Origin of the sequence: Synechococcus sp. PCC 7335 (genome assembly GCF_000155595.1) — a bacterium.
Lineage (GTDB): Bacteria > Cyanobacteriota > Cyanobacteriia > Phormidesmidales > Phormidesmidaceae > Phormidesmis.
Genome location: NZ_DS989906.1, coordinates 54,399 through 70,231 on the forward strand (window position 1 = coordinate 54,399; position 15,833 = coordinate 70,231).

The 15,833-nt window shown below is 48.6% G+C and carries 13 protein-coding genes and 1 pseudogene; 3 read left to right on the top strand and 11 right to left on the bottom strand.

Annotated elements, in window-relative coordinates:
* The 3 genes from S7335_RS23420 to S7335_RS23430 all read right to left on the bottom strand — a co-directional run.
* Positions 1 to 578: alpha/beta fold hydrolase (locus tag S7335_RS23420; RefSeq protein WP_038020004.1), on the bottom strand; the 578-nt coding region annotated here is incomplete at its 3' end.
* 58 nt (positions 579 to 636) lie between these two features.
* Positions 637 to 1,179 carry an NADPH-dependent FMN reductase gene (locus S7335_RS23425; RefSeq protein WP_006458577.1) on the bottom strand — a complete coding sequence of 181 codons (543 nt, stop codon included), beginning with the start codon at positions 1,177 to 1,179 and terminating at the stop codon, positions 637 to 639.
* Positions 1,180 to 1,229: 50 nt separating this feature from the next.
* Positions 1,230 to 1,817 (bottom strand): TetR/AcrR family transcriptional regulator, encoded by a 588-nt coding sequence (locus S7335_RS23430; protein ID WP_006458551.1) that lies wholly within the window; start codon positions 1,815 to 1,817, stop codon positions 1,230 to 1,232.
* A 156-nt stretch (positions 1,818 to 1,973) separates the two neighbouring features.
* On the opposite strand from S7335_RS23430, the gene S7335_RS23435 reads away from it, so the two are divergent.
* Complete coding sequence (locus tag S7335_RS23435; protein WP_006458693.1) at positions 1,974 to 2,594, top strand: hypothetical protein; 621 nt, start codon at positions 1,974 to 1,976, stop codon at positions 2,592 to 2,594.
* 66 nt (positions 2,595 to 2,660) lie between these two features.
* On the opposite strand, the gene S7335_RS23440 is transcribed toward S7335_RS23435, so the two are convergent.
* Both S7335_RS23440 and S7335_RS23445 read right to left on the bottom strand, forming a co-directional pair.
* Entirely contained in the window at positions 2,661 to 3,011 is a 351-nt protein-coding gene (locus S7335_RS23440; RefSeq protein ID WP_006458631.1) for a cupin domain-containing protein, read from the bottom strand.
* 135 nt (positions 3,012 to 3,146) lie between these two features.
* Positions 3,147 to 3,563, bottom strand: coding sequence for a recombinase family protein (locus tag S7335_RS23445; protein WP_369791699.1), 417 nt, complete (start codon positions 3,561 to 3,563; stop codon positions 3,147 to 3,149).
* Between the two features lie 629 nt (positions 3,564 to 4,192).
* On the opposite strand from S7335_RS23445, the gene S7335_RS23450 reads away from it, so the two are divergent.
* On the top strand, positions 4,193 to 4,564 hold the full coding sequence (locus S7335_RS23450) for a L,D-transpeptidase (RefSeq protein WP_038020010.1): 372 nt from the start codon (positions 4,193 to 4,195) through the stop codon (positions 4,562 to 4,564).
* Between the two features lie 359 nt (positions 4,565 to 4,923).
* On the opposite strand, the gene S7335_RS27135 is transcribed toward S7335_RS23450, so the two are convergent.
* Together S7335_RS27135 and ltrA are read right to left on the bottom strand one after the other, a co-directional pair.
* Positions 4,924 to 5,298, bottom strand: a complete 375-nt coding sequence (locus tag S7335_RS27135) for a beta/gamma crystallin-related protein (RefSeq protein ID WP_071777074.1) — start codon at positions 5,296 to 5,298, stop codon at positions 4,924 to 4,926.
* 30 nt (positions 5,299 to 5,328) lie between these two features.
* Complete coding sequence (gene ltrA, locus S7335_RS23460; RefSeq protein ID WP_006458647.1) at positions 5,329 to 7,089, bottom strand: group II intron reverse transcriptase/maturase; 1,761 nt, start codon at positions 7,087 to 7,089, stop codon at positions 5,329 to 5,331.
* 1,049 nt (positions 7,090 to 8,138) lie between these two features.
* Here ltrA and S7335_RS23465 point away from each other — a divergent pair.
* On the top strand, positions 8,139 to 9,428 hold the full coding sequence (locus S7335_RS23465; RefSeq protein ID WP_006458600.1) for a hypothetical protein: 1,290 nt from the start codon (positions 8,139 to 8,141) through the stop codon (positions 9,426 to 9,428).
* Between the two features lie 131 nt (positions 9,429 to 9,559).
* Here the strand turns inward: S7335_RS23465 and istB are convergent, their stop codons facing one another.
* The 4 genes and pseudogenes from istB to S7335_RS23490 form a co-directional block, all read right to left on the bottom strand.
* On the bottom strand, positions 9,560 to 10,294 hold the full coding sequence (istB, locus tag S7335_RS23470; protein ID WP_050766049.1) for an IS21-like element helper ATPase IstB: 735 nt from the start codon (positions 10,292 to 10,294) through the stop codon (positions 9,560 to 9,562).
* A 971-nt stretch (positions 10,295 to 11,265) separates the two neighbouring features.
* Positions 11,266 to 12,984, bottom strand: a complete 1,719-nt coding sequence (locus S7335_RS23480; protein ID WP_006458497.1) for a reverse transcriptase domain-containing protein — start codon at positions 12,982 to 12,984, stop codon at positions 11,266 to 11,268.
* Between the two features lie 682 nt (positions 12,985 to 13,666).
* A pseudogene (locus tag S7335_RS23485) lies at positions 13,667 to 14,422 on the bottom strand (IS21 family transposase); the annotation flags it as partial.
* Positions 14,423 to 14,646: 224 nt separating this feature from the next.
* On the bottom strand, positions 14,647 to 15,471 hold the full coding sequence (locus tag S7335_RS23490; RefSeq protein WP_006458695.1) for a linear amide C-N hydrolase: 825 nt from the start codon (positions 15,469 to 15,471) through the stop codon (positions 14,647 to 14,649).
* Between the last annotated feature and the right edge of the window lie 362 nt (positions 15,472 to 15,833).

The following is a 15,833-nucleotide window of genomic DNA, read 5'->3' on the forward strand; positions in this document are numbered from 1 at the left end:
TTCATTTCCCCAATTAGGCGCAGCAGTCCAACTTGGCTGACTATCCTAAAACCCTGATACAGCCAAGACGTCATTTTTATACGCCGCTCCATTTCGGATGTCATCTGATTTTCATGGGAAGAATCGACTAACACTAATCCGGCTATATCTTCTAGATGCTGGCTCGCATACAGCCGCATATTGACTCCACCCAGTGAGTGACCTACTAAAATGTATGGAGGCTCAATCTCAGCTTTACTCAGAAGTAGATGTAATTCATCAGCGCTCTGCTGGCTGGTTCGAGCTGCGCCGAAATTCGGTTCACTCCAACCGAACCCTGCGCGATCATAGATGCAAACACGGGCAAATTTAGCAATTTCAGAAGGAACCAAGCCCCATGCAATTGAGGGCGCACATCCGCCTGCATCCATAACAACCGTTAGGATTCCCTGTCCCATACAGTTGAGGTGTAGACGGAAGCCTCCGACATCTATCAACTCACCTTGTGGAGGATATCTGCGTTGATCTATGGCTGTACCCACGACTTGATAGAGGATTCCTGTAAGCAGTGAGATTGCAACGATAATTAGAGCAAGCATAGTCAAGTTTCTCTAGCCATATACAGTAGCCAACTTTGAGTGGTTGCCGGGGCTGCAGCTAGGCAATGCAAGAAGCTCTGAGCCCAGCGAACATCTCTCCTATCTGTTTGATTAATGTAGTATCTTCAATACTCTCTTTCTTTAGAATAGCCTTGACGTATGGAACAGGGAAAGAAGCCTGTTGAGCTACCTCAGCATCTAGTGCGCTCAGCGTCTGTTGCAACCAAACTAAAGCCCTATCGCCGCCTCTTTCTGAGGGTGAAGTGCTAATTGCCGCAGTCGGTTTCTTGTAGAGATGAGCCGAAGACACTATCCAGTCCAGTGCGTTCTTCAGTGCCCCTGGCATTCCATAGGCGTACTCCGGCGTACAGATGATGACCGCATCTGCTGCTCCCAGCAGCGTACGTAACCGAACAACTGGTGATGGCGGAGAAGATGTATCTATGTCAGGTGAAAAGAGCGGTAACGAACCTAGCTCTTCGTAGATAGTCATCTCGAGTTGAATAGGGGCTAGCTTGGCAACGGCTCGAAGGAAGGCAACGTTGGATGAACCTACTCGGAGACTACCTGCGATCGCAAGAATTTTCATAGATAGAAGCATAGGTAGAGCACTCCGATAGCATGTCACACTTAACCCCCTTAGGAGTACTCTCACCCCTTGTGCTGAGTTAGCAGCGTTTTGATTAGCTCTTGCGCCGTATGCAACCGTTGAGGGTCGTCTGATTGTGCAACCCACAACGCCAATTCATTAAGCGAGCCATTGATAAGGTGAGCAAAGCCTTCAATACTAATCGTGCTTAAGCAACCTTCCTCACTTACTACTTGAATGCCTTCGTAGAGTAACTTAAACCCACGCTGGTCAACCTCAGCAATAGTTTCCGCAGCTAAGACTGCTGGTGCTTCGATAAATACTAATCGCCTGAGATCTTCTTTTTGTGCAATTTCTAGAAACGCTTGACAGCCAATAACCAACCGTTCCCAGCTGTCCTCTACAGGTTCAATCCGGGCGTCAATGTAGTCAATGATTTCGCTGTAGGCTTCGGAATAAACGGCCTTGAAGACATCTATCTTGCCCTTGAAATGATAATACAGCGCACCGCGAGTGATAGACAGCTCACTAATGAGGGCTTCCGTTCCAGTGGCTGCATATCCGTGTTTCGTAAATAGGCTACGAGCCTGATCAAGAATGGCTCGACGAGTGCGCTCAGTTTGCCCAGCCTTAGTCAGCGGAGAAGCCATAGTTATTAGTTTCATTCAAGATACATACAGACTGTATCTTGACAGGTTGAGCAACCAACGCTTAGTCTACATACATACAGTCTGTATCTTTACAGCTAGATTATAGACTTACGCTTAAATTAATTTGAGCAAGTACGCTAACTTGCTGCTGGCAATATGGGACGCTTACCCGATGCAAATGACGCGAATAAACGGCCTTCTCTATCCTGGAGTCTGATTGTACTTGCTAGCCTTTCAATGAGCTTACTCTCTGCGCTTGTGCTCTCGAATGGCTTGGAGATGTCTTCAGTTTTGCTCGCCTTGCGAGTAAGCTCTTTGACTACGGCGCTACCATTTTTACTTGTCTTCTCCATGCGTCCTCTGAAGCGACTGAAATGGACGAGTGAGATAGGGCAGTGGTCGCAGCAGTACTATCGCGAGCTATGGGTTATCACTGCTGTTAGCCACCTGATTCACTTAGCACAGATAGGTCTTTACTACACTTTGGGCCAGTCGTGCCCTTTTTTAGTTTGGGCTGTAACGCTACCGCTATGGATCATTATGGTCGGCTTTGCAAGCATAGCTATCTTCAACCCCGTGTGGTTCAAGAATGGTCAATTCCAGGACGTACGGCTGTATACGCTCGGGAGCTGGTATATATGGCTAATTTTCACAGTAGCCTTTGCTCTTGGTTCAGCGACACAGCATCTATTGTTCTACAATCTTCCGTCTGCAATATTGTTCATCGCAGGTGCGATCTTACGTTTGCGTCCTAGAGATATTGTTGCGGTACGCTAAAAAAGAACAACAATCTAGGATTAGTTATCTTGTCTGACTGCGGAGCTTCAAAGGTTCTGAATTTGTCTAAATAGCAACCTTCTTTGCAGCCGTAGCGTCATCTCCAGTGTTAGGAACGCCTTTCGGTTCAATGAGCAGTAGATGTGTTTCAACTTCTGCTTTGGGGCAATGCTCTATGCCTTTAGGCACAATATATAGTTCTCCAGGCCCAAGCGTGATATCGCCATTACGCATCTGAATAACTAGCTCTCCTGACAAAACTAAGAAAAAGTCGTCAGTATTAGCGTGGTCGTGCCAGTTAAATTCACCTAGCACCTTCACAACCATGACCTCGTGACCGTTGAATTCTGAGACTATCTTTGGAGACCAGTATTCGTTGAATTTGCCTAGTTTTTCTTGTAAGTTGACCTTTTTCATTAGGCTGAGTGGCTACTAGTCTGATAATTACAGTGCTGAAAAGCGGTGCCTTCACCTATGAAAACTTCCATGTGAGCGCTCTAAAAGGATATACGTAGTGTGAACAACAGTGAACTATGTCCCCTCCGCTAGAGATTACGAACGTCTTTTCAGATTTGGAGCTATTTGCCGATAGTAAGTAGAGCGTGAACACCCGACTTGCTCGCAGATCTTATTGATCGTCAACTCACCTGCGTCAGCCAGTGCGATCGCCACCTTCATCTGACTTTTATCCAGCGACTTCGGACGACCACCCATCCGACCACGCGCCCGCGCCGCTTTCAATCCCGCCATTGTTCGCTCACGAATCAGATTCCTTTCATACTCGGCCATCGCCCCGATCACAGAAAAGACCATCTTCCCTGACGCGGTAGACGTGTCGAAGCCGTCCTGAATGCTGAGAAAGTGTGCGCCTCGCTCTTTCAAGTATTCGACTATGCTTAGCAGGTCGCTCAAAGAACGACCCAGACGGTCCAGCTTCCAGATAACGGCCCTTTGGTAGTAATGGAACAGAAACGCACGCTAAGGCTGAAAGTATTGCTATACAAGCTTTTTACTATAGGTCTTTTGAACTACCGTTGAGACGCTATTTCTGTACCAGTTGATCCTTACCCTAATTGGTACATAAATTTGGCACGGTATATCAAGGGTTTCAGCCCTCTTCTACCAAAGGGGTTCAACTGGTACAGTACCCTACGGGTGCTTAGCGTGCGTTTCTGCTCCGATGCTACTGATAGCCCTAACACTACAGAGTGAATCTGATAGCGATGTTACCTATTGCTGCGATCACATGGTCTGCTCTGCCAACATCGCTAAATTAACGCCCCTTTTTGTAACAAATCAAATGCTCAGACCTGAGCAATGATAGGCAATCGCGCAGCTCACATAGCGTCAGTTCTGAGTGCTAAGTTAACGACCATTTTTGGGACTGTAGCGGCACGAGGATGCAGCGTTTCAAAGGCCAAATAACTGCATATATTTTGGCCTCTAGGACAGCTCAGCATCTGATGCAGGTATGCGCCTTACTTTGCGGCCACAAGACAGAGAGAAAATAGAAAACACCGTTAGAAATACATTTAACAAACTACCCAAACTTATACAATCTGCATAGAGAGACATGCCCTATACTTCAGCCAGGTGTGATGGATACAAATGCTATGTCAACAAAGAGAATCAAGATTTCGTTAGGGTCTAACGCAAAAGGAACACTTGAATGTGTTGGCTTTGAAGAATTTAGCTGTTTAGGGAAAAAGGATGCCCCCTACAAAACTGATGTCACTGTGAAAGGTGAGGTTGGGGTGGATAAATTTTCCACTCGCCGTAGCAGCGAATTTCAAGTTGACCTAAACTGGGTAATCGTAATGGATGGGAATAAGGGTTACTGGATACACGAAGGAGATGTTGGTAGAAGATCATCAGCTGGGTGTATCAATCTCATTGCGGAGGATGCCAAAAAAGTATATGGATGGGTAGATGGAAGAACAAGAATTACAATTACTGCTCCTTGGCTTTGAAGTCAATTCTGTAGAATCCATTTAAGAGAACCGAGAAGTTCGATGGCAGTTCAAAGCAACTACATTGAAAAGCCTATACATTAGCGCTTCTAGCCTCAGCATAGTTTTCTATTCCAATACTGATACTACTCAAGGGCCTAGCACAAGAGTACAGGGCAAACGCATACTAAATTAGTCTCAACGAAGAAATGAGGCTTTCAGCGATTAACGAGCTACCAAACAGTATATTTTTTCTCAATAAACCGGCTTAGAGGTCTCCTTATTGAGAAAAATCGGGAGTATGCGTTTGCCCTGCACAAGAGTAGCTATTACGAAGAGATGTAGGAGATACTCCGTTACAATACTCCTTTCCTTATTTATTATCCGGGCGGAAAAATCACATTCTCTAAAATCAAGTTTTTTGTAATTGGAACAATTTGAACACTAGAGATCTTATCGTTCCATCCACCTGGCATTTCGCTCAAATTATTGATAGATTCAGGCCCAAATACTAACAGCCTTTTTCCGCCAAAATTCTCATGTTCAAAAAATGCTGCTGCTGTTCCGCCTAATACTTTTAGCGATGATATCTGATCATTCCAAGGTTCCCATCTAAACATGTTAACCTTCCAATGAACCTGAGTTAACCTGCCGATAACGTCACCGTTCCTGAAAGCCCTTGATGCATCTCTGCCATTTCTATCGCGAAAAATGATAACGGCCGAGTCACTGGGAGCACCTTTCTCCCCCTTCAAGGCCTAGTGCAGTTAGCTAGGCGAGACCTCTCACGAAGCCCCGCCCGCCTTCAGCACCGTGCCTGAACTTTTCAGTTCACACAGCGCCTCTCCTACCGTTTCCCCACGCCAAGGACGCACCGGGCACCAGCCCTGTTTGTCCCATCGTGTTTTGCGGTGATGACAGGTTGGATGCACCACTTGCAGATTGTCATACACGTCCAATCCACCACTGGCCATAGGCCGAACGTGGTCTCTCTCGATGGAATCGTGTAGGTCAAAGATCCTTCTACAAATAGGACATCGCCCGCGCTGACGCTTGAGTAGGGTTGCCTCTCTGATGTGAACCATCGGATGCTTCCCCCGTCGCGCTGCCCAGTAAGCCCAATCGCCGTCATACCAGCTTTTGTGTCCTCTGACTTTGACGTGCCTTCGGATAGACACATCAGAAAACTTGGCCAACTTAAGAGTGACCCTTCCTGCTTGTTTCACCCCGAATACCCAGTGACGTCGCCCGACCGTATGCCAGTAGCGGGATTTCACCCATTTCCGACCTTGGTGAGGGTGTCTGCGCTTTGCCCATCGTCTCAGTTGCCAGTACAGGACTGAATCGAGGTAGGCGAAGACCCGACTAGCCACATTCGAGCGGTGATAGTTGGCCCATCCCACAATGACGGGGTTGAGTGCCTCAATCAGCGCTGCTTGTGAGCAGCCGCGATGTTGTTTTATAATCTCTCTTAGTTTGGTGACTAATTTTTTGAGAGAAGCTTTACTGGGTTTGATGAGGGTTTTATAGGGCCGCTGGCTTTTGTTGATTCGTCGCCTGCGAGTGCGGTACTGGCGCACATGACAACCGAGAAAATCAAAGCCAGTTGAATACTCAGCACCCCCATTGAGAGTATGGACAATGCGGGTTTTATCAGCCCTGAGTTTTAACCCCTTACTCGCTAGCCACTGACGAATTAAGGTCTGGGCTTTGAAGATAGCCTCACGGTCTTGATGAAAGACCACGAAGTCATCAGCAAATCGCACAAGATGTGCGCCTCTAATCGTTGTTTTGACCAGTGTTTCCAGCCCATGTAAAGCGATATTGGCCAATAAGGGGGAGGCTATCCCGCCTTGAGGCGTACCTCTTTCCGTGAGCTGGATTTGGCCGTTGTCCAACACTCCTGCTTTCAGCCATGCCTTGCACTGCCGCGCAATAGATGGATGACTTTGAGAGAGTCGGGCAACTAACGGGCCGTGAGAGATTTGGTCGAAGCAGGCGGCGATATCAGCATCGAGTACCCATTTGGGCTTTTGACTGATACATCGGTGAACCTGTTCGAGTGCATCTTGGGGTGAACGTCCTGGTCTGAAGCCATAGGAGTTTGGGGCAAAAAGTGCTTCCCACTGTGGTTCCAAAGCAAGTTTGGCGAGTGCCTGTTTTGCTCTGTCGCGCATAGTAGGAATCCCTAGCTTTCGATACTCTGACTTCCCAGGCTTCGGAATCAGCACTCGGCGCACCGGGTCTGCATTCTTGTCCAGGGTCAGGTTTTTGGCTAGTTCTGTACGTTCTGGTGCTTTCAGAGAGGCTATCCCATCGACACCAGCCGTCTTTTTACCTTTGTTCTCCTGTGTGACGCGACGAACGGCAAGCATTCGCGCTGACCAGGATGTACTCAGCAAGCGTTGGAGTGATTTGACCGTGCGGTCATCACCCCGTTGTGAGGCGCGATAGATACGCTGTTGGAGGCGGAAAACAGTGCGCTCGACCTGGGGCCAGTTCACTGCTCTCCAGTCATCAGATATTTGTTGAACAAACTCCGTCATAATTCACTCCGACGTTGCATCGTCGCCATAGCAGTAGTGTGTACGTCAGCGTATCCATCGGCTTTCCCGACAGCATTGGCTTGTTACACAATCCTTCTCCCCTAAACACATACGCCGTGAGTCGGTTGCTTTAGCCTTTCAATAGAAAGGTTAAAGAGCGTTCTTGAGGAGTTACTTCGTTCCTAGAAGTCGGGCATTTGGGCTGATTTAGGCTCCTACTTTCCGCCAGGTGCTCTGTGCGCACTCCAGTGAAATACGCTAGTTTCATTGAGCGGCACCGTGTCCGTTTTGGACGAGGGGTATCAGATTCCATTTCCCCTCAGTTGACATAACGACGGTTCAGACGTGGGTTCGTCTCCTAGCCTTGTCAGCTCACCTAGAGCCGTTGACTCGTTAGAATCTCAAGTCAGTAGCCCATTTCACCCCGCTTTACGGATTGATGCTCAGTCGCTACCGCAGGGGTGACGGTGCTGGGTCTGTGCTCGACCAGTCAGGCTTTTGTTGGATGTGAAGTCCAACAAGGTACTGATCCGACCTCTAAGTTGTCTAGGTTCGGTTGAACCACGCTAGCTGTACGCCAATTCAGAATGAATCAACTTTCCAGCTAAACGAATCGCACAGCGTAGCTGTAACCAAGTGCAATAAGCTCGAAAGCGTTGATATATAAGGGTTTTGCAGTAGTCTATTTGTACTGTATTTTTAGGCCAGTGCGAGATTATAGCTTGATTTTTAACGAGTTTTCAACGTTTCAGGCTGCGACTCAGTCCTTATTGCACTTCGTGGCAGCTATGCTGTCAGCACCCCTTCAAGGAGACAATAGGGGTTTCAGCCATTTTCGAGGCTGAAAATCAGCAGTGTACTACTCACTTTTGAGCAAAAACCAGTTCAGCTTTAGTCCAGTGGGTGTACTACTGTGTTCCTTGTACAGCAGGGACTTGGCTGGTAAGTTGCCCCAAATCACAGCCTCGCTACCTTATGGCCTTTTGGGGTCTCCCTATACTTTCTGTCGAGTTGTCGGTAACTTGAGGGTAACGGAACTAAGCTGAGCAATGCAACCGGACTTTGAGTTACTCCATCACGCCACTTTTCTTATTTATCCTTTTCTTCATACCGTCGTGCCCAAAAGCCGTCCTAGCCGCCTTCAGATACTGAACAAGAGCTGGCAACCGTGGTGGTCTCGACTGGATGAAATCGCCACGGCTGAGGTTTTAGACGATACCTATTTCTTCCTGCCCTACATTCGTGGGCTGCTTTTTCCAGAAACCAGTCTTCTTCAAGACATTCCGCCTGGCTGCGGCTATAAGGAGCATGTGCGTAAGATTAGAGAAAACCGCAACGAGTTGTCCGCGTTCTACCAAGATCAAACCCTTGGGTCAGATAGCGTTTGGAGGATAACTTATGCCAAAGAATGTTTGGAACGCATGGCTAGCTTTAAAGTGGTCCATCATCGGGAGAAAGCGGGTAAGGTCCTCGAACATCAAGAAATTTCAGCCCGTTTTGCATGGATAGATGCCGTACTGTTTGCTTCAGGAATTGGATTTCTCATTCTTAAAGTAGAGCTCACAGACAACAACCCTTGTCTTTCACAGCTGATCGATGTGAATTACTTTTTACGGATGGTACATCCTCCTACCGTCGCCTGGACGCTACCTCAACTAGACTTTGATGGAAACACTGAAAAGGTCTTTGTGCGCGACCTGATGGATTTTCTGCTGCAGGGAATGGTCAGTGAAAATCAGATAGATTGTGATTTGCAGCGGTTTACGAAGCAGTTAGAGAAGCGTTGGCGGTACTCTGAAACGGAATTAGGTCAGGTCTATGGAGAGCGCTGTCAGGTGTTATCTTCTGCCTGTATCAACGTTACCAACGATCACCGGCAGCGCCTGTCAAAAGGGGGATTCTCTAGTTTAGAAGACCGTCTGCTGTATGAGTTCGCTGCCTGTCACCCTTTGGGAGATTCAGTTGAGCAATCGATGTGGATTCCCGCACCAGAAGCGGTAGAGCGTTTGAATAGGGAAAATCGAATTAGGGTATGGCAGTGCTGGCGAGCAATGGCCCTGAAGGATACAGTCATGTTTCTAGCAACTGAAGATATTGACTGTAATAAGAATAGTTTGCCCCATAATATCGAGAATGATTACCTCCCGCTTTATCTCTACACCTTATTCCAGAAATTCCAACTTTATGTTTTTTCTAATGAGCTGATGGGGAAGGGTGCCTACCTCAAGCAGAACCTTCAGGAAGTGCGGGACTTGATGGATCAGTTCATTCGCTTTCGTAGTCAGTGTTGGTTTAATGAGGTGACACGCAAGCCTCTAGGCGGTATCAGGTGTCAATAGCAACGTCGGGTCGCGACAATTATTTGGGCAAGAAACAGTTTCTAGAATTTGCATAATTTGGGATTTGAAATAGAGACGACAATTATGATCGGCGCGACAACTATGATCGGTTCGCTGTGACGGGCTGCTTTTTAGCGATTCTCTTTCGGAGAGGCTACGCCAACGTTTTTTTTCTGACCGCGTTCAGCAGCGGACTGCTGTCGAAAGCTGTCAGACTGAATTTCAACGATGAGCGCATGATGCACCAAGCGGTCAACCGCCGCGACGGTCATCATGTCATCGGCGAAGATGTTGTGCCACTGGCTGAAAGGCTGATTGGCGGTGATAAGCAAGCTTTTGCGCTCGTAGCGATAGGCAATCAGTTCAAAGAGTACCGAAGTCTCGGTCTCAGACTTTTTGACATAGCCTAAGTCGTCAATGACCAGGAGGTCATAGCGGTCGAGCTTCTTGAGCATCGCAGGCAACAGTAGCTCTAGCTTGGCTTGTTGCAGTTGCTGAACGAGCACCGTGGCTGAGAAGAACTTGGCCCGTTTGCCTAGCTCAATAACGGCTCTGGCTAAAGCCACAGAAAGATGAGTCTTTCCGACGCCTGAGGGGCCGAATATCAAACAGTTTTCGGCTCGCTCTAGCCAGCCGGTGTCAGTCGCTAGCTGCATCAAGGGAGCGGGATTGAACTTGGGTATATGCGTCCAGTCGAAGTTGGAAAGCGTTTTGGTGCCGGGGAACTGAGCTTCTTTGAGGTTGCGCTTGAGTCTCAAAGTCCAGCGTCGGTTGACCTCCAATTCGCAGAGTGCCAGCAAGAACTGAGCGTATGACCAATGCTCTTGCATCGCCTGGTTTTCCAGGCTTTGCCAGTGGTTGAGCATATGGGAGAGTCTCAGACTTTTGAGATGCTCGCTGAGACTTTGGTAGGGACTTGTGGGAGGGGATGTCTTTGTCAGGTTTGATGGATTCGATAGGGTTGACGAGTCTTTGAGAGCTGAGGAGTTGGTCATAGCTAGAAAGGTTATGTTGTTTGACGCTCACCGTTGGCATTGATGTCCCCGTGAGCAGTTGAAAATGACGACGTAGACCGACTAGTGTCAGACTGCCAGTGCCTAGTTCTGTCTCTAGATACTCAGCGACAGCAGGCGCTTTGTTCTGCGTGGCCGCGATGTAGAGGGCTTCGACCATCAGCACCGCCGCCGAGTCGATGTCAAAGTCAGCTTCTATCTGCGCCCATAGCCGTCGGTAGTGGTCATTCGGCAGCAGGTCATCTCGCCAAGTGCAGTAGATAAAGGCTCTGGGCTTGCGTTTGAGTCCTTCAATGACATGGCGATAGTTGATACAGCGGGCGCGGCGTTTACCCTGGTTACTCACTCGCAGCCGTGGCAGTTCAACAACAACTTGTTTGCCCAAATAACCCACAATCCGGTTGTGATAGAGATGCAGTTCTATCTGGCGACCAATCAACCGAGAGGGCACCGTATACAAGACACAGCGGACATCAATCGTACTGTGACGGCTGACCCGAGCGGTGAGCACTTCGTAGTCAGGCACGCGATACTTGGGCAATGGTTGTAGTGATTTCTGTTCTTCTTCAAACTTCGCCTGAGTACGTTGATTGAGCTTTTTAACTGACTCGTCAATGAAGTTCTGATAGGTAGCGATGCTCTCAAAATCAAAGCTGCCTCTGAGATACAGCGCTTGTTTGATGCGGTGTTTGAGGTGTCCGTGAGGTGATTCAATAGGGTCGAGTGACAAGTCGCCCTGTCACCCTCCCGTTCAAAACCGTGCTTACGAGTTTCCCAGTACACGGCTCCTCAACAGTACGGCTGTTGTCATCAGCACCGTTGCTCTATTTCAACCCTTTAATTGAAGCCAGTTCAGTGTCCTGTTCTAGCTCTTTTATACGGGCATTGTCACGAGCAGTTTTAACATCATGGCAATGACGATGAAGCGGTTGCAGATTATCGAACGTATCTGTGCCACCGTCCTGTTTAGGAACTTTGTGGTCAACCTCTATCAAATCGTTGGCAACAAACATCAGTCCACATTCGGAGCATTTTCCTTTGTACTTCTTGAGTAGCAGTGCTACCCGGTTTGGTAGTTCAGGATGTCTGCCTCTTCTTTTTCCCCAGTAAAGAACATCACCGTCAAAGTAGCTCTTAGTTCCTCGGACTTTTACATGGCGTCTAATTGGTATATCGGAGTGGGCAATGAGCCTGACGCCATCTTTGGTAGAGAACGTCAATCGATAACCAATACGGTGCCAGTATTTGTATAGAGTTTTAGCGCCAAAGTTGCCGGTTTTGTACCTTGCCCAAGCGCGCAACTGCGACCAAACAATGTTCTTGCAGTAGCTAAAAGTTTTCTTGCTGCTGACCGTCGAGTAATAGTTACACCATCCTCGGATGACCGAGTTTAGCTTCCGAATCAGCCCCTCTTGAGGCCCACCCTTATAGCTCTTGATGATATTTCCTACCCTTTCAACATGTAGTGCAATCTTCTTTTTGCTGGGCTTGATGATAGTCTTAAAGCCTAGTTTCTGACCCACACCGTTGCATCCAGATTGGTGCTTGCCAACGGCATGTTGTCTGATGTTGAAGCCGAGAAAGTCAAATCCAACATTTCCTTCATGCGGTGTCAGCGTATGAGAGATGCGAGTCTTGCTAGGTTTTAATTCTAGAGACATCTCGTTTAGCCAGTTTTCTGCTGCTTGCTTACACTGTAGAATGACTTCTAGCGATGGATGAAGTACAACAAAGTCATCGGCGTAGACTGCAACAGTTAATGCCCGTTGGGGTCTGCCTTGACGAAGACAACTTCTAATCGCTGTTTCCAACCCATACAGAGCTATCAAAGCCAGTAATGGTGAGCACACGCCGCCTTGCGGCGTTCCCTCTTCCGTTGGAAATAGTTGGCCATTCATCACCACCCCTGACTTCAACCAAGCTTTGATTTGCCTGGTGAGTGTTGGGAAGGTATTCAGCTTGGCTAACAACTTTTTCTGGTTGATTTTATCGAAGCACTTCGAGATATCGGCATCTAAGACATATTTGCCTTTGTACCGAATACCGGCAAAGATTGCTTCAATGGCATCATGAGAGCCTCTGCCTGCTCTGAACCCATAGGTATTGGTCTCAAAGACCGCTTCCCATTCCGGTTCTAATGCCAGTTTTACCAGCATCTGCCGTGCTCTTTCCGTCATGCAGGGAATACCCAGCGGCCTAGTTTCCGTTGTACCGGGCTTTGGTATCATCACCCGGCGCGTCGGTTTAGACTTGTCCGTTAGGTACAGGTTATTCGCGAGGTCAAACCGTTGTGGTGGTCGTAGGGACTTCACCCCATCCACACCTGCTGTTTTCTTGCCTGCATTGTCCTGCGTTACCCGTCTGACTGCTAGAAGCTTGGCAGAGCGAGACTTCATCAGTAGTTTCTGGAGTCTGTGAACCTGCTTGGTATCACCACGACGTTTGGCTTTGAAGATTCTGGTTTGGAGTCGGTAGACCATTTTCTCGACTGCTTTCCAGTCGATGGCTGCCCATTCATCACTACCCATCGCTGAGTGTGTCATCGTCTTTACTCTGACTAAAGGTTCTTCATTCCGTACTATCGGGTCTACGTCTGCATATCCTGGGCATTACCCCAGGCTTTGGCTTCTTAGACCATCTTTCACGCCAGTCCTTGCGGCTTAGTACCGTCTCTGAATGTTCGACCTTTCAGAGGAGAAGCTTGGTCGCGTTACTTCGTTCCTAATGTGCTTTGGTTGTGAGGTTAGGGCCGTACTGTCCACCGGGCTTGCTTTGGGTATAAAACCTTCTTTAGCAATCACAAGAAGGTTCTGAAGCCAGTAACTTTTGTTTCCAGTGTTCGTGAGGTTCAAGCGGTACCGTTGGTATCTCTCAAACTCACATCAGCCGCTTTCACTGGGTGAACGTAACGATGGTTAAAACATACGTTCAAGCGTTGCTTTGCCCATACACACTTGCTAACCGGGATTTCCAGTTGAGGCTACTAGATACCGGCATTTAACCCCGCTTCATCCCATTGGCGCTAAACCGCTGGCATGGGGGTTATGCTTTTACGCCTTATACCGGGCGGGTAGGACTTGCCTCCTCATTTAAGGAGACTCACCTACAAGCACATCAAGTTATCATCTGAGAGAGATTAAAGTGCGAACTCCACCCAGAAGGGGTTATCTCTCAGACGCCCTACCTTATTAGCCTTTCGACCTTTCGTGTAGGAACGAATCGCACTATAGCGCCATTCTCGTGTGCTATCCCTTTGTTGTTTCGCGTCGGTTCTAACCGGTAGTGGTCGCAGAGTTCCTCGTAATATTGAGTGAGCACTTTGCGGTGCTGGCCCCTCGCATTCTTGTAGGCTGCACTCAGACTATCCGTCCGATGTTGACGCGGGACGCCACCGCTAGCAGCCAGAGCATTCTGTAGTCCTTCGGATAGGGCAATGAAGCTTTCGCCGCCTTGAATAATCTGCGCATATCGCCAGCGGTAGGACCCCGCGTCGCTTTGCGGCGCTAGGGAATGCCTACTAAGACAACCACTGTAGGCTAATCGGTAGTGATAGATCAGGTGCTCGAACGGCTTGCCTTTGATAGTGACCTCGATTTCTTTGAGTTCGGTGAAGTCGGATAGTCCCATCATGCCGGGGTCGTGCCGCAGCTCAAACATCACTTCCGGGGCAGGGCCGTGGACGGCTTTCCACGTCTTCACCCGCCGTTGTAATGTCCGCAGCACCCGCGAGTATTGGCCAGGATACTGTTCCTCTAGATACTCATAGAGCGTCGTTGGCATCAGTCTGGGTTCTCGCCGCAGCATTGGCTCTAGAACGTCATCCCAGACCGCTGCCAAAGGATCTTCTCTTGTCCGCCAGTCATGCGCTCTGCCCCGGTTTGGGCGATGCCGCCCGGACTCTATTCGCTGGCCTGTTCGCTCCGAAAACTCTGCTAGTTTGGCCGCGTCTGTTTGCTTTAAGCCGCTTTCTCTTGCATTCATATACACACGGATTTGATACCGTTGAATAGTTTGTTTCGACACTTGAGGTTTTCCCTTTTCGCAGTTGGGTTTCCTCAGTGTCTTTTCTTTGCTTTGGATTAGTTGCCCGACGACCATTAGCTAGTCGCTTGCCTTCGTAGTTGACGTTGCCTGACTATGCAATTGTCACCTGATAGCCGTCAGATGAAAGAGTTGAACCAAAATCAGCATTTTTTTAATAGCGCTTAGCGCTTAGCAAATCCGCACTGAACTTTGTAAGGAGCTTCTCTAAAGCGGTCCTGTCCCTTTGCAGACATCAGCTTGAGCTGCCCAAAGTTGTAAAACTTATACCCCTGAGCGATTTCCCGATCGAGCTGGAACGTGAGAGGGTACTGAAACGCTCTCTCAATCCACAAACTCACCGTCTTTTGCGTCAGCGAGTAGAGGCTGGAGTAGACGGTTGATTGCTGCGATACCGCCTCAACCAGGGCGATTGCGGCCTGCTCGTTCGTCACTGTCGGCAACCACTGCTCAAGACGTTCAAAGCGATCGCAGGCGATCTTACTCTTGAGCGAGAGGGGAAAGTTGGTCACGGCGGCCAATGTCGTTGCATCTAATCGTTGAATCGTTGTTTTTTCTTGACCCGCGATGATGCAAACATCTCCCTGTTGATCAGCGATAAAATATTGCAGCCGGACATAGGGTTCAATTTTGTGAGGCACAATCTGAACCTGATCCAGGATGGCAACGGCTTGTTGGGTAGTAGTGGCTCGCTCCAGCACAAAGCGAATTGCCCCTAGCTCATCCAGGGCGATAGCAGCGTCGGACTGTCTTCTCTCAGGAAAATCGTCGGCATGAATGCCTGCCATGCCGATAAACAGTCCTTGGGAATTCAAACCCTCGAAGGGGCGATCGCTGCCCACTTGTTCAATCACGCATAGACCATAGGTCGTCAGGCCATACTGACGGGTGGGCATCACAAAGTGAATGTTGCCGCCTAGCTGTATCCAGTCGAAGTTGCGACCAACGACGACCTGCCCGTTAATGATTCGCGAAAAAATAGAACACATGATTTGGCATCTGTTGGAGGGAGGGAAAACAGGAGCAGCAGTAGTCTCTAGATCGCCTGAGTGTTTTTAATGACAGCGTTTTGTAATACCTCATCGTTGTCAGCCGCTTGAAAGAGGTAGACTCTCAAGTCTGAGTGTAGGGAAAAACCATGAGGAAGTTATGAAACCTCTTTTAGATGCCTCATGGCTTCTTTCTGCAAGCAAGTGGCATCACCGACTACGGACTCCCTGCTGGCATGGAGAAACGATAATCGTCCCCCCACTGTGATTACCCCGACCATCTTCCCTTCGACGTCTGAGTAGAACAGAACAGAGGACCAGAGAGCGCCACAATGCGTGGTGAGACACCGCCCGGATATTGG